The organism is Stenotrophomonas chelatiphaga (assembly GCF_001431535.1).
GTDB lineage: Bacteria > Pseudomonadota > Gammaproteobacteria > Xanthomonadales > Xanthomonadaceae > Stenotrophomonas > Stenotrophomonas chelatiphaga.
This window is the reverse complement of record NZ_LDJK01000004.1, coordinates 34563-47424: the sequence shown is the minus strand read 5'-3', so window position 1 is coordinate 47424 and position 12862 is coordinate 34563. Positions and strand designations below refer to the sequence as shown.

Below are 12862 nucleotides of genomic sequence, written 5' to 3'. Positions count from 1 at the left end.
GGATGGCGAGCCTCCATGGATGGATTCACGGCGATTCCCGCCAATCCACCCCGCCCCACCAGCACGCGGCCCCCAGCTTTTGACGTTGCCGTTGCCGTCGCCGTTGCCGCACAAAGCAGAACGGCGCCCGAAGGCGCCGTCCGACCCACCCGGTTCAAGCGAAATCAGAACTTCGCGTCGAACTCGGCGGCGTAGCCGGTGTTGACCAGCACCTTCTGCAGCGACTCGGCCACCTTCAGGTTGCCCGCCACCACCTGGTGGTTTTCCGGGCCGCGGTTGTCCATCCGCCCCAGCGTGGCGCCCTTGTAATCGCAGACCTTGCCGCCCGCTTCGCGGACCAGCAGGATCCCCGCGGCGATGTCCCAGGACTTCACCCCGGCCTCGAAATAGGCATCGGCGCGGCCACAGGCCACGTAGGCCAGGTCCAGCGCGGCCGAGCCGGTGCGACGCACGTCTTCGGCCTGCACCAGCAGCGTGTCGACCGCCTTCAGCTGGGCGCTGGCGCGGGCGCGCTCGCGCGGGGCGAAGCCGGTGTGGATCATCGTGCCTTCCAGGTCCTTGCGGTCGGACACGCGGATGCGGCGGTCGTTGAACACCGCGCCGGCACCGCGGCTGGCAGTGAACAGTTCATTGCGCAGCGGATCGAAGATCACCGCATCGGTCGGCTCGCCGTTTTCCACCAGCGCGATGGACACGCAGTAGTGCGGGAAGCCGCGCAGGTAGTTGCTGGTGCCGTCCAGCGGATCGATGACCCACATGTAGCGGTTGGCACCCTGGGTGCCACCTTCCTCGCCGATCACCCCGTATTCCGGGTAGGCGCGCTTGAGTTCCTTGACGATGACCTTTTCCGCGTCCGCATCGACCTCGCTGGCATAGTCCATGCGGCCCTTCTGCACCACGTTGAGCGCCTCGAGCTTGTTGATGTTGCGCAACAATACGTTGCCGGCGAGGCGGGCGGCCTTGACCATGACGGTGACGGCGGGTTTCTGCATGGCGGTAGCTCCCGGGAGGGCAGAGGGGGGATCGGCGGGGGAAAAGAGCAGGTCCGGCGCAGTGGCCGGCCGCACAGTTTACCATTGCAGGCCGTCCAGCTCGACTACCGCGTTCATGTCCGATCCATCCATTGCTCCCCGTATCCGTTTCGTCCTGGTCGGGACCCAGCATCCCGGCAACATGGGCGCCGCCGCGCGTGCCATGAAAACCATGGGCCTGGCCCGGCTGGTGCTGGTCGCCCCGGAAAAGCCGCTCGACGAAGATGCCTTCCGGCGTTCGGCCGGCGCCGAAGACGTGCTGGGCGATGCCCCGGTAGTGGCGACCCTGGCCGATGCCGTGGCCGACTGCACCCTCGTGCTGGGCTGCACCGCGCGTGCGCGCCGGGTGCAGCTGGAAGAGCTGCTGCCCACCGTGGCCGCCGCCCGGGTCGCCGCCAAGGCGGGCGAAGGCGCCGAAGTGGCCATTGTGTTCGGTCGTGAGCGCACCGGCCTGACCAACGAAGAGCTGCAGCTGTGCCATGCCGCGGTGCACATTCCGTCCGATCCCGCGTTCAGTTCGTTGAACCTGGCCGCGGCGGTGCAGGTGCTGGCCTACGAGGTGCGCATGCGCCTGCTCGGCGATGCTGCTACGCCAGTGGTCGAGCCGGGCCTGCGCGAACAGCCCGCCAGCCATGAGCAGATGGAAAGCTTCTTCGGCCAGCTCGGCGAGACCCTGGACGAGATCGAGTTCCACAAGGGCAGGGCGCCGGAATCGGCGATGCGCAAACTGCGCCGGTTGTTCCTGCGCAGCGAGCCCAGCGAGCAGGAAGTCCGCCTGTTGCGCGGCATCCTGGCCGACGCCCAGCGCATGGCCCGTCTGGCACACGGCGACAAAAAATAGCCTGACGCAGTTCTCACTTTTTCGGGTAGTCTTTCCCTTACATCAAGGGGGAACATCGTGAACGCTTGGCTGGGACGCATGCAGTGGGGACTGCTGGGCCTGGCGTGCCTGCTGCTGGCAGGCGCGTGCATGGCCGCGTCGCCGGTGCCCAGCAGTGGGCGGCCGGACCAGCGTCACGTGCTGGTGCTGGGCCGCATCAGCGACGATCCGAAGTCACACTATGCGCAGCTGCAGCCCCTGCTGGATTACGTGGTGGCGCACATGCACGACCTGGGCATCACCGAAGGCCGCGTGCTGATGGCGCGCGATGCGCAGCAGATGGCCAGTTACCTGCGCCGCGGACGCGTTGACTGGGTCACCGAAACGGCCAGCACCGCGGTGGCGCTGGGCCAGCGCGCGGATGCGCGCCCGCTGCTGCTGACCGAACGCAGCGGGGTGCGCGAATACCACAGCGTGTTCTTCGTGCGCCGCGAAAGCCAACTGCACCAGCTGGCGGACCTGCGCGGGCATACCCTGGCGCTGCAGAACTCGGCCTCCACCAGTGCCTACCTGGTGCCGGCCATGACCCTGCTGGAAAACGGCCTGGTGCCGCAGATCCTGCAGGAGCCCGATGACACGCCCACCGCCGATGCGGTGGGTTACGTGTTCGCGCGTACCGAGCTGAACATCGCCACCTTCGTGCAGAAGGGCATGGTCGACGCCGGTGCGGTGAGCAGCGTGGACTGGGACGATGAACGCCGGGTGCCACCGGCGTTCAAGCATGACCTGCGGGTGATCCATCGCACTGCGCCGTATCCGCGCGCGGTGGAGGTGGTGCGCGCGGACCTGGATCCGCAGGTGCGCGATCGCCTGCAGCAGGTGCTGCTGCAGGCCGCGCAGGACCCGCAGGCGAAAGGTGCATTGGCACGGTTTTTTGGTACATCCGGCTTCCATCGCGTCGATGCGCGGATGCTTCGGCGGCTGGATGATTTGAAACGAGGACTGGTACGCGTGCGGATGGAAGTGGAATGAAGCGCCTGGGCTTGGGATCGGGAATGCAGGCGCGCTTCGTGCTGGCGATGGGCGGGGCGATGCTGGTGGTGGTGGCCATCCTGGCGGTGCTGTTGGGACGGCAGGCGGCCTCCCAGCGGGAAGTGACCCGCCTCAGCGGCACGGTCATCCACGAACTGTTCGACCGCAGCATGCGCAGCCGCGGCGAGACGATGGCCCGTGAACTGGCCGATGCGTTGTCCAACCCGCTGTACTACAACGACCTGGAGCAGGTCGGTGCGCTGGTGCGCAACGTGTCGCGGCAACGCGCGGTGGGCTACGTGCTGGTGTTCGATGCCAAGGGCCGCCTGCTGCATGACGGGTCGGTGGCCGTGCCGGACTATGGGCGTGCGATGTCCGATCCACTCGCGGCCAAGGCGGTGGCCGCCAAGGCCGCGCTGGTGCAGGAATCGCCGAAGGTGCTGGAAAACAGCATGCCGATCATGGTCGGCAACCAGCGCCTGGGTGGCGTGCGCGTAGGCATTTCGTTGAAGGAAGTGCAGGTGCTGGAGGCGCAGGCCAGCCAGACCCTGGCGCAGCGGCTGGAACAGGTCGGCACCCGCCACCTTGGCTGGCTGCTGCTGATGCTGGCGCTGCTGGTGGCGATCGGGGTGGCGGTGGTGCTGTACGTGCAGCGCACCCTGGTCACGCCGATCCGGGGGCTGGCGATGGCGGCGCGGCAGATCGAGGCCGGCGACTACCAGGTGCCGCTGCGCGAGAACCATCGCGACGATGAAGTCGGCGAGCTGGTGCGCGCCTTCGCCCGGATGCGCGATGCCATCGCCCGGCATGACCGCGAAGTGCGGCACATGGCCTATACCGATGCCCTGACCGGGCTCACCAACCGGCTGGCGTTCCGCGAGACGCTGGACCATCGCCTGATGGCGGCGCGCGCGTCGGGCCACCAGTTGGCGTTGCTGTTTGCCGACATGGATGACTTCAAGCGGGTCAACGACACGCTGGGCCACGAAGCAGGCGATGAAGCGCTGCTGCAGTTCGTCCAGCGGATCAGCGAGGCGGTGTCCGCGGCGGGCGGCGACGAGGCGCTGCTGGCGCGTTTCGGCGGCGACGAATTCGTGATCCTGCTGGCCGAAGGTGATGTCGCCGCGCAGGCGCGCGAGCTGGCCGACCTGCTGGTGCGCGAGCTGGGCAAGCCGCTGCGCGTACAGGGCCGCGAGCTGTTCCTGGGCGCGTCCATCGGCGTCACCCTGTTCCCCGATGATGCCGCCGATGCGACCACCCTGCTGAAGAACGGCGACATCGCCATGTACCAGGCCAAGATGGCGGGCAAGAACTGCCATCGCTACTACAGCCGCGCCATGGACCACGCCGTGGAACGCCGCGTGCACATGGAGCAGGAGCTGCGCGGTGCCTGGGAACGCGGTGAACTGCGGCTGGCCTACCAGCCGATCTTCCGCACCCGCGACCGGCGCATGGTCGGGGTGGAAGTGCTGCTGCGCTGGCAGCACCCGACGCTGGGCACGATCCCGCCATCGGTGTTCATCGAAGTGGCCGAGCAGAGCGGACTGATCGAAGTGATCGGCCCGAAGGTGCTGCGCGCGGCCTGCATGGAAGCGGCCCAGTGGCCGCGCAGCGGCGATGGCGAAGGGATGTTCGTGTCGGTCAACGTGTCACCGCGGCAGCTGCGCGGCGGCGAACTGCCGGACCTGGTCGCGCAGTGCCTGCACGAATCCGGACTGCCGGCTTCGCGCCTGCACCTGGAGCTGACCGAGACGGCCGTGATAGGCGATGAGATGCTGGCCGCCCAGTTGCTGGACAAGCTGCACCGCACCGGCGTGAAAGTATGGCTGGACGATTTCGGCACCGGTTTTTCAGGACTCAGCCACCTGCGCCAGGTGCCGGTGGACGGGGTGAAGATCGACAAGAGCTTCGTCGCCGACATGCAGCGCGACCCGGATGACCTGGCGCTGACCACCGCGATCATCGCCATGGCCCACGCGCTGGGAATCACCGTGGTGGCCGAAGGCATCGAGCAGGAAGTGCAGTTCGACCTGCTCAGCCAGCGCGGCTGCGACCTGGCCCAGGGGTACTGGCTGAGCCACCCGATCACCGCCACCGCAGTGGTGCAGATGATCGAATCCGGCGCCTGATTTCCGGCTATACGGGGCGCTTGCTGGGGTCGCCGGGGAGTTCGCGGACCAGCTTGGGGACCAGGTAGCCGGACAGGCGTGCGGTCAGTGCGGCGATCAGGGCCTTGGCCGTGGCATCGTCCACTTCGAAGTGGGCCACGCCCTCCACGCGATCCAGCTGGTAGAGGTAGTACGGCATCACCCCGGCGGCGAAGCTGCGTTCGCTCAGCGCGGCCAGCGCGTCTTCGCTGTCGTTGACCCCGCGCAACAGCACGGCCTGGTTCAGCAGCTGCGCGCCGGCCGCGCGCAGGCGCGCCAGGGCGGCATCCACGCTGGCATCGAATTCGTTGGCATGGTTGGCGTGGATCACGAAGGCCAGCGGCCACGGCAGGCTGCCCAGCCAGGCCACCAGTTCATCGTCCACGCGCTCGGGCAACACCACCGGCAGGCGGCTGTGGATGCGCAGCCGGCGCAGATGCGGGATGGCGCGCAGCGCGTCGGTCAGCTCCACCAGCTTGTGCGTGGCCAGCGACAGGGGATCGCCGCCGGACAGGATGACCTCGTCGATGCCCGGGTCTTCGGCGATGGCCCGCACCGCCTCCTGCCAGCCGCCCTTGGCGGCGTTTTCGGTGCCGTAATCGAAGTGGCGGCGGAAGCAGTAGCGGCAGTTGATCGCGCAGCTGCCGGTAGTCACCAGCAGCGCCCGACCGCGGTACTTCTGGATGACCCCGGTGGCCTTCTTGGCCGCACCATCGCCGACCGCATCCAGGCTGAAACCGGGCACCTGGCGCATTTCGGCGTCGATCGGGAGCACCTGGCGCAGCAGTGGATCGTGCGGGTCGCCATGCCGCATGCGGGCCACGAACCCTTCCGGTACGCGCTGCGCGAACTGCTGCAGGGCCGCCTCGGAAACACCCAGCGCGGCAGGCTCCAGGCCGAGCCGCGCAAGCAGTTCGCCGGGGTCGCGTATCGCCTGGCGCCAGAGCTGCTGCCAGCGGGCGGAAACGGGGCGGTGAGCGGCGGAGAGCTGCATGGACAGGGGGCCTGCGGTTATCATGGGGACATAAATCAGTGCCCACCGGCCTCCGGTGGGCTTTCCATTCTATCCGGCTCGCCGCACACGCGGCGGTTTCGCCATTTGAGGAGCTTGAGCATGGCCACTGCGGGCATGAACGATGTCAAGAACGGGATGAAGATCCTGGTCAACAATGAACCGGCCGTCATCTCGGAAACCGAGTTCATCAAGCCGGGCAAGGGCCAGGCCTTCACCCGCGTGCGCTACCGCTTCATCAAGTCCGGCCGGACCGTGGAAATGACCATGAAGGCCACCGATGACGTGGAAGTGGCCGACGTCGTCGACACCAACATGGACTACATGTACAGCGACGGCGAGTACTGGCACTTCATGGACCCGGAATCCTTCGAGCAGGTGCAGGCCGACAAGGCCGGCATGGGCGGCGCGGAGAAGTGGCTGAAGGGTGAAGAATCCTGCATCGTGACCCTGTGGAACGGTTCGCCGATCTTCGTGCAGCCGCCGAACTTCGTTGAACTGAAGATCACCGAGACCGATCCGGGCGTGCGTGGTGACACCTCCGGCGGCGGCGGCAAGCCGGCCACGCTGGAAACCGGCGCGGTGGTCCGCGTTCCGCTGTTCGTGAACCAGGACGAGACCATCAAGGTCGACACCCGTTCGGGCGAATACTCCGCACGCGTAAAGTAATCCGGTACAGCTGGATTACGGTAGGGACGGCCGCTGGCTGGGTACGCGCCATCGCATTCGCGCTGGCGCTCCCATGATCTGCTTCGGCAGATCATGGGCCCCGCTTCACGAGTCTCCAGACCCCGCCGCTTCGCGGCAGCCCCTGACTCAGGGGCGTGTCCCCCAGCAGTATCTCGCCGCCCCCCAGCCAGTGAGCCCGCATGAGCGATAGCCCGCACCTCCCCGAAGCCTGTGACCTGCTGATCGAAGCCGGTTACGTGGTCCCGATCGAGCCGCATGCCGTGGTGCTGGAAGACCACGCAGTGGCGGTGCGCAACGGCGAGATCATCGCGATCCTGCCACGCAGCCAGGCGCGCGAACGTTTCACTGCCGCCCAGGTGGTCAGCCGCCCGGAGGCGGCGCTGATGCCGGGCCTGGTCAACGCGCATACCCATAATCCGATGACCCTGCTGCGCGGGGTGGCCGACGACCTGCCGCTGATGACCTGGCTGCAGCAGCACATCTGGCCGGTGGAAGCAGCGGTGATCGGGCCGGAATTCGTGGCCGACGGCACCACCCTGGCGATCGCCGAAATGCTGCGCGGTGGTACCACCTGCGCCAACGAAAACTACTTCTTCGGCGACGTGCAGGCCGCGGTCTACAAGAAGCACGGATTCCGCGCGCTGGTCGGCGCGGTGATCATCGATTTCCCCACCGCCTGGGCCAAGAGCGATGACGAGTACTTCGCCAAGGCCGGCGAGCTGCACGACCAGTGGCGCAACGATCCGCTGATCGGCACCTCGTTCGCCCCGCATGCGCCGTATACGGTCAACGATGCGAACTTCGAGCGCGTGCGCATGCTGTCCGACCAGCTGGACATGCAGGTGCACCTGCACACGCATGAGACCGCGCAGGAAGTCAGCGATTCGATCAAGCTGCACGGCCAGCGCCCGTTGGCGCGCCTGGATCGGCTGGGGCTGGTCAACGACCGCCTGATCGCCGTGCACATGACCCAGCTGACCGACGCGGAAATCCACCTGTGCGCCGAGCGCGGCGTCAGCGTGGTGCATTGCCCTGAGTCCAACCTCAAGCTGGCGTCCGGCTTCTGCCCGGCCTGCGCGCTGCAGCGCGCGGGAGTGAACCTGGCCATCGGCACCGACGGCTGTGCCAGCAACAACGACCTGGACATGTTCAGCGAAAACCGCACCGCGGCGATCCTGGCCAAGGCCGTGGCCAACGATGCGACCGCGCTGGATGCGGCGAGCACGCTGCGCGCGTCCACGCTGGGCGGCGCGCGTGCGCTGGGCTTCGAACAGCGCATCGGCTCGATCGAAGTCGGCAAGCAGGCCGACCTGGTCTGCGTGGACCTGTCCGCGCTGGAAACCCAGCCCCTGCACAACGTGTTGTCGCAGCTGGTGTATGCCACCGGCCGCCAGCAGGTGAGCGATGTGTGGATCGCCGGCCAGCCCAAGCTGGTGCAGCGCGAACTGGTCGGCATGGACCTGCCGGGCATCATCGCCAACGCGCGCCAGTGGCGCGAGCGCATCCGCCACGTGCGCGCCTGATCCATCCCATCCGCGCGCCTTCCGGCGCCGCAAGGACACCCCATGAACGCCCCGAACGCTTCTTCCAATTTCGACCAGGCCGAGCTGGACAAATTCGCCGCCCTGGCCAACCGCTGGTGGGACGCGGAAGGTCCGCAGAAGCCGCTGCATGCGCTCAACCCGGTGCGCACGAAATACGTCGCCGACCGCGCACCACTGCGCGGCCTGCGCGTGCTGGACATCGGCTGCGGTGGCGGCCTGCTCAGCGAGGCGCTGGCCCAGGCCGGTGCCGAGGTGACCGCCATCGACCTGGCGCCGGAACTGGTCAAGGTGGCGCGCTTGCATGCGCTGGAAACCGGCGTGACCGTGGACTACCGGGTGCAGGCCGCCGAGGATCTGGCCGCCGAGCAGCCGGGCAGCTTCGATGTGGTGACCTGCATGGAAATGCTGGAACACGTGCCGGACCCCGGTGCGATCATCGAAGCCTGCAAGCGGCTGCTGAAACCCGGCGGCCAGCTGTTCCTGTCCACCATCAACCGCACCGCCGCCGCGTTCGCGGTGGCGATCGTGGGGGCCGAATACGTGGCCCGGCTGCTGCCCAAGGGCACCCACCACTACCAGGAATTCATCACCCCGGCCGAGCTGTCACGCTGGCTGCGCGACGCCGACCTGCAACTGCAGGACGTCAGCGGCATGGCCTACGAGCCGTGGCGCAACCGCGCACGGCTGTCCAGCCGTACCGACATCAACTACCTTGCCCACGCGACCAAGCCGGCATGACCGCAGTGCGCTTCCCGCCCGCGGTGCTGTTCGACCTGGACGGTACCCTGCTGGACAGCGCGCCGGATTTCGTGGCGACCGCGGCCGACATGCTGGCCGCTCGCGGCCGGCCGCCGATCTCCCTTGAAGCGCTTCGCCCGGTGGTCTCCAAGGGCTCGCGGGCGATGCTGGCCGTGGCCTTCCCCGAGCTGCCCGGCGATGAACGCGATGCGTTGATCCCGGAGTTCCTGCAGCGTTACCAGGCACTGATCGGCCAGCATGCAACGCTGTTCGATGGGGTGGCGGGCATGCTCGCCGCGCTGGACGCTGCCGGCGTGCGCTGGGGCATCGTCACCAACAAGCCCGAATACCTGGCGCGGCTGATCCTGCCGCAGCACGGCTGGCAGGCGCGCTGTGCGGTGCTGGTCGGCGGCGATTCGCTGCCCGAGCGCAAGCCGCACCCGCTGCCGTTGCTGCATGCGGCGCAGGCGATCGGCATCGCACCGTCGGACTGTGTGTACGTCGGCGATGACGAGCGCGACATCATCGCCGCGCGCGCTGCCGGAATGCCGTCGGTCGCCGCGTTGTGGGGCTATCGCCTGGCCGATGACGACCCGGCCAGCTGGAACGCCGATGTTGCGCTGGATGATGCGCACTCGCTGCAGCAGGCCGCACGCTGGCCGACCCTCCCGGCACTGCCGGTCAAGCATTGAAGGATACGTAGTGAACAGCAGTGCGTTGGACAGCTTCCTGGACAAGTGGCGTGCACGCTGGCCCGAGTGGTCGGTGGCCGAGCCGTTCGTCGCGCCGGAACATCGTGCGCGGGCGGTGGCGTGGTTTTCGCTGCTGCAGGAATTGGATGACATGCTCAACACCAGCGGCGACCCGCTGCCGGCCGATGCCAAGCTGGCCTGGTGGGGCGAAGAGCTGCGCAGCTGGGCGGGCCAGCGCTCGCGCCACCCGCTGGGCCGCGTGCTGGAGCCGATCCGCGCACCGTGGGCGGTACTGGCCGATGCGCTGCCGAGCCTGGTGGAGGCGCGTGCCGTGGCCGTGGATGCGGCCGCCGCGCAGCGTGCGTTGACCGCGTTCGCCGAAGCGGTGGCGGCAGTGGAGGTGGTGCTGTTCGAAGACCGCCCGCGCGCCGGTGCGGGCCAGGCCGTGCTGCTGCAGACGCTGGCGCAGCGGCTGTACGACGCGGGCGTGACCGGCGTGCCGCGCTCGCTGCTGGAACCCGATGCTGCCGCCGCTCCACGGCGCTGGGCCGGTGAACTGCTGAAGGACTGGAAACTGCGCGTTGCCGGCCCGCGGCCGCGGCGGATCTGGGCGGCGTTGGCGCGTGCACGGCTGCAGTCGCAGGCCAGTGGCAAGCCGATTGAAGCAACGCCGGTGCGCACCTTGTTGCGTGTGTGGTGGGCCGCGCGCGGTTGATGCCGCGCGGCTAGCGCCGACCCATGGTCGGCGAGCGCAGCGGGCGGTGATCTGAATGATTCCGCCGAGCATGGCTCGGCGCTACCAGAACGAAACGGTAGCGCCGACCCATGGTCGGCGAGCGCAGCGGGCGGTGGTCTGACCGATTCCGCCGAGCACGGCTCGGCGCTAGCAGGACGAGTTGGTAGCGCCGACCCATGGTCGGCGAGCGCAGCGGGCGGTGCTCTGAAAGATTCCGCCGAGCACGGCTCGGCGCTACCTGCGTTCCAGCACCAGCAGCGGATCGATGCGGGTGTCGAACCAGTTCATGCCCCAGTGCAGGTGCGGGCCGGTCGCCCGCCCGGTAGCCCCCACCGCGGCAATCACCTGGCCCTGTTCGACCCGGTCGCCGACCTTCACGTCGATGCGCGACAGGTGCAGGAAGTTCGAGCTCACCCCGAAGCCGTGGTCAAGCAGCAGCGTGCCGCCGGTCAGGTACAGGTCCGGTGCGGCGAAGGTCACCACGCCAGCCGCCGGCGCCTTGACCGGCGTGCCGGTGGGCACGGCGATGTCCATGCCGGAATGGCCCGATCCGGGCTGCCCGTTGTAGACACGCGCATTGCCGAAGCGGCCGCTGATGCGACCCTGCACGGGCCACACGAACGGCTGGGCGAAGTCGGCACGGTTGTCATCGCGCGCCCGCGCCGCCGTCACCTGGGCCTGTTCGCGCTTGATCCGTTCGGCGATGGCCGGCGGTGGATTGACCGTCTTCGGCGGCACGCCGTTGACCCGTTCCACCGGCCAGTCACGCGGCGTCACCGCGATGGCGACGCGCTCGCTGCCGCCGTCGGGGCGCTGTACTTCAACCTGCAGCGGGCCCTGCTCGTCGCGACCGATGCCGAACACCACGCTGCCGTAGCCACTCACCCGCAGGCTGCGGCCGGCATAGCGCACGCTGCTGCCGGCCGGCACCTTGCCGATCACCATCGCGCCCTGCGAGGCGCTGGCCGGAAACACCACGCGGCTGTCGGTGGCCTGTGCTTCGACCGGGGCTGCCGCGGACAGCAGCACGGGCAGGGCGCCGGCGAGCACCGAGCCCAGCAACAGCGCCCGCATCAGCGGTTGAACGCCAGGCGCTGGCCGTTGGCCGCTCCCACGATCTGCGTGCCGTCCCAGGCCAGCTGGCCATTGATCCAGGTCGAGGCGATGCGCGACTGGAAGGTGGTGCCTTCGAAGGGCGACCAGCCGCACTTGGACAGCACGTCTTCGCGCTTGACGGTGAACGGCTTGTCTTCCACCAGCACCAGGTCGGCGAAATAGCCTTCGCGCAGGAAGCCGCGTTCGGCCACGTCGAACAGCTGGGCCGGCGCGTGCGCGAACTTCTGCACCACCCGGGCGATGTCCAGCTTGCCTTCGTGCACCAGTTCCAGTGCGGCGGTCAGCGCGTACTGCACCAGCGGCAGGCCGGACGGCGCCTGCGCGTACGGCTTCTGCTTTTCTTCCCAGGTGTGCGGGGCATGATCGGTGGCCATCACGTCGATGATGTCCTCCACCAGCGCAGCGGTCAGCGCCTCGCGGTCAGCCACGTCCTTGATCGCCGGATTGCACTTGATGAGGTTGCCCAGGCGCGCGTAATCGGTGCGGTCGAAGCGCAGGAAATGGATGCAGGTTTCGGCGGTGATCTGCTTGCGGCTGCCGTCGGCGCGGATCAGCGGGCCGCGCTCGAACAGGGCCAGTTCGTCGGCGGTGGAAATATGCAGTACGTGCAGGCGGGTGCCGTGCTTGCGGGCCAGCGATACCGCCAGTTCCGACGACTTCAGGCAGGCCTGGCGCGATCGGATGTCCGGATGCTGCTCGGCGCTCAGCGTGTCGCCGTACTGCGCCTGGTATTCCTTCATCAGCGCGTCGATCATCGGCGTGTCTTCGCAGTGGGTGATGATCGGGGTCGGTGCGTCGCGGAAGATTGCGTCCAGCGTCTCCGGGTTGTCCACCAGCATGTTGCCGGTGGAGGCCCCCATGAACACCTTGATGCCCGGCGCGGTCTTCGGATCCAGGCGCTGGATGTGCTCCAGGTTGTCGTTGCTGGCGCCCATGTAGAAGCCGTAATTGGCGCGCGCGCGGCCGGCGGCGGAATCGTACTTGGCCTGCAGGGCGTCGGCGTTCAGCGTCGGCGGGTTGGTGTTGGGCATGTCCATGAAGGTGGTCAGGCCACCGGCCACCGCGGCGGCCGATTCGGTGGCGATGTCGCCCTTCTGGGTCAGGCCTGGCTCGCGGAAGTGCACCTGGTCATCGATCATGCCGGGCAGCAGCCAGCGGCCGGCGGCATCGACCACCTGCTCGCCATCGCGTGCGGCCAGTCCGCTTTCAATGCGTGCGATGCGGCCATTCTCGATGCGCAGGTCGGCATCGAAGACGCGGCCTTCGTTGACCAGGCGGGCGTTGGTAATCAGCGTGGAAGGCAT

12 protein-coding genes are annotated in these 12862 nt (G+C 68.1%); 8 read left to right on the top strand and 4 right to left on the bottom strand.

All coding sequences use genetic code 11. The features are described from left to right. Positions 1-164: 164 nt before the first annotated feature. Positions 165-992: an inositol monophosphatase family protein gene (locus ABB28_RS01155; RefSeq protein ID WP_042615229.1), complete on the bottom strand. Its 828-nt coding sequence runs from the start codon at positions 990-992 to the stop codon at positions 165-167. 115 nt (positions 993-1107) lie between these two features. Here ABB28_RS01155 and ABB28_RS01150 point away from each other — a divergent pair, with 115 nt between their 5' ends. From ABB28_RS01150 to ABB28_RS01140, 3 genes are all read left to right on the top strand, one after another. Next, positions 1108-1872 (top strand): RNA methyltransferase, encoded by a 765-nt coding sequence (locus tag ABB28_RS01150; protein ID WP_057506867.1) that lies wholly within the window; start codon positions 1108-1110, stop codon positions 1870-1872. Positions 1873-1950: 78 nt separating this feature from the next. After that, positions 1951-2883, top strand: coding sequence for a phosphate/phosphite/phosphonate ABC transporter substrate-binding protein (locus tag ABB28_RS01145; protein WP_083491855.1), 933 nt, complete (start codon positions 1951-1953; stop codon positions 2881-2883). After that, positions 2880-5012, top strand: a complete 2133-nt coding sequence (locus ABB28_RS01140) for a putative bifunctional diguanylate cyclase/phosphodiesterase (RefSeq protein ID WP_057506866.1) — start codon at positions 2880-2882, stop codon at positions 5010-5012. Before ABB28_RS01145 ends, ABB28_RS01140 begins: the two co-directional genes overlap by 4 nt. Positions 5013-5019: 7 nt before the next feature. Here the strand turns inward: ABB28_RS01140 and epmB are convergent, their stop codons facing one another. Next, positions 5020-6024, bottom strand: coding sequence for an EF-P beta-lysylation protein EpmB (gene epmB, locus ABB28_RS01135; RefSeq protein ID WP_057506865.1), 1005 nt, complete (start codon positions 6022-6024; stop codon positions 5020-5022). Positions 6025-6144: 120 nt separating this feature from the next. On the opposite strand from epmB, the gene efp reads away from it, so the two are divergent. The 5 genes from efp to ABB28_RS01110 all read left to right on the top strand — a co-directional run bounded on the left by efp (position 6145) and on the right by ABB28_RS01110 (position 10421). Next, positions 6145-6711, top strand: coding sequence for an elongation factor P (gene efp / locus ABB28_RS01130; protein WP_057506864.1), 567 nt, complete (start codon positions 6145-6147; stop codon positions 6709-6711). Between the two features lie 200 nt (positions 6712-6911). Then, the gene (locus ABB28_RS01125; protein ID WP_057506863.1) at positions 6912-8255 is read left to right on the top strand and encodes a TRZ/ATZ family hydrolase; all 1344 of its coding nucleotides are present in this window, start codon (positions 6912-6914) and stop codon (positions 8253-8255) included. Positions 8256-8297: 42 nt separating this feature from the next. Further along, the gene (ubiG, locus tag ABB28_RS01120) at positions 8298-9014 is read left to right on the top strand and encodes a bifunctional 2-polyprenyl-6-hydroxyphenol methylase/3-demethylubiquinol 3-O-methyltransferase UbiG (RefSeq protein ID WP_057506862.1); all 717 of its coding nucleotides are present in this window, start codon (positions 8298-8300) and stop codon (positions 9012-9014) included. After that, entirely contained in the window at positions 9011-9706 is a 696-nt protein-coding gene (locus ABB28_RS01115) for a phosphoglycolate phosphatase (RefSeq protein WP_057506861.1), read from the top strand. The genes ubiG and ABB28_RS01115 overlap by 4 nt, the downstream gene beginning before the upstream one ends. A 10-nt stretch (positions 9707-9716) precedes the next feature. Next, entirely contained in the window at positions 9717-10421 is a 705-nt protein-coding gene (locus tag ABB28_RS01110) for an isoprenoid biosynthesis enzyme family protein (protein WP_057506860.1), read from the top strand. Positions 10422-10676: 255 nt separating this feature from the next. Here ABB28_RS01110 and ABB28_RS01105 read toward each other — a convergent pair whose 3' ends face one another. Beyond that, on the bottom strand, positions 10677-11516 hold the full coding sequence (locus tag ABB28_RS01105; RefSeq protein ID WP_057506859.1) for a M23 family metallopeptidase: 840 nt from the start codon (positions 11514-11516) through the stop codon (positions 10677-10679). Further along, positions 11516-12862: a dihydroorotase gene (locus ABB28_RS01100; protein WP_057506858.1), complete on the bottom strand. Its 1347-nt coding sequence runs from the start codon at positions 12860-12862 to the stop codon at positions 11516-11518. The genes ABB28_RS01105 and ABB28_RS01100 overlap by 1 nt, the downstream gene beginning before the upstream one ends.